Here is a 1572-nt window from a genome sequence, read left to right as displayed (position 1 = left end):
GGCTCCCTCGGGTAGCCTTCAGGAGTGGGTCAGTATTGGACGAGCACCCTGGGTCAGTCGGTCGCGAGCGTCAACAGTCGGGGTCGTCGATGGCCGAGCGGTCCACCAGCACGTTGGCCTTGGTCTGCGCAGCGATGCGCTTGAGCCAATCGCGTTGCGGCGTGCTCCAGGGCGTGCCTGCAGGCGGGTGGGCCAGCAGATGCTGTAGAGCCCGGTCGACACGCTCGGCGTAGGGTAGCAGCGGGTCGCCGATGGCCGCTTGGCGGATGTAGCCCACGATGCGGGCCGCGATGTCCTGGTTGGTGAGGTCACGCCATGCTGACGAGAGGTTAGTTTCGGTGAAGCCTGCACTATCCAGCGCTAGGACAAGCTCGCGGAGCTGTGCACGAGTCAACTCGCGGGGTCTCGTCAGCACGGTAACCAGCGCCGGGATCTGATTGCCGTGCGTCTTGATGAACTCGCTGAAAGCGCGGATGTAGTCGTCGGGCTTCTTGCCCTTGCCGTACCCGCGCTCGGCGCGGTCGAAGGCATCAGCGTGCTCAGACACGAAAATCTCGCGCTCGGGACCATCACTGCGCCGGTCGAGCAGCTCGCCCAGTTCCGGGTTCTGCACAAACCAGGCGGCCACATCGGACAGCGGCATGGCCTTCAACTGCTGGACGAAGGCCTGCACTGGCATGCCCGCCTTGGCTTCGAAGTCCTGCCGGTTCTTATCGGTCAGGTGCCGCTTCTTGGCTTGCAGCTTGGCCAAGAACTGGTCGCGTGCCAGTTCGGTCGCCGATTCGTCCTTCAGCGTGGCTAGTTCCTGCGCCAGTTGGGTGAAGGTGATCTTCGGGTTCACGACCACGGGCTTCATGGCCGTCATGTCGCCAATGGACTCGAAAATGCGGACAGCGTCAAAGACGCGGAAAGAATCTTTTACGTCCGTCCCGCCGAAATCGCAGAGCCGAGTCGCCCGGCCGAGCATCTGGTCGAACAGGATGCGGCTGTTTACTTGGCGCAAGAACACCAGATTGCAGATCTCCGGTACGTCTACGCCGGTGGTCAGCAGGTCGACCGTGACCGCGACATTGGGCAGGCGCTCGTTCTTGTACCGACGAATCAGCTGCAAGGGCTTGTCGGCAGCTCCGGTGATCTTGATGACCGCATCGTCTTCGACTGCGCCGTACTGGCCCTCGAGCGCTTTCTTCAGCAGGTCCACCACCATGTCGGCGTGACCGTCGCTGACGCAGAAGATCAAGGTCTTGCGGCGGGAGGCCGGGTCGAGCTCCTGAGCGAGGTACTTGCAGACCACCTCGTTGAACTGCCGCGTGATGACCTTGCGGTTGAATTCATCGACTTTCAGCTTGATGTCGTCAGGCGTCTTGAACAGATCGATTTGCTGGCGGCCCGTGTTGTAGACCTTCACCTCCTCGCCAGCCTTCCAGGTGATGCCCTGGTCCGAGAGCAAGGTGTGCAACTGGATCGGCGGCTCGTAGTCCACGAGGTAGCCATCCACCACTGCTTCACGGTAGCCGTAGGTGAAGACCGGCGCTCCGAAGATCTGCGTTGTGTGCAGCGCCGGCGTGGCGG

At 62.3% G+C, this 1572-nt stretch carries 1 protein-coding gene; it reads right to left on the bottom strand.

The genetic code is table 11. From position 1 onward, the window contains the following. Positions 1-70 precede the first annotated feature (70 nt). A partial coding sequence (locus tag AC1Q7O_RS27535) for a type I restriction-modification enzyme R subunit C-terminal domain-containing protein (RefSeq protein ID WP_492662782.1) occupies positions 71-1572 on the bottom strand: 1502 nt, incomplete at its 5' end.

Source organism: Roseateles sp. GW823-FHT07B05, from assembly GCF_058794515.1.
Note: the sequence above shows the minus strand (reverse complement) of the source record. Positions and strands in the feature narration are given on the sequence as shown.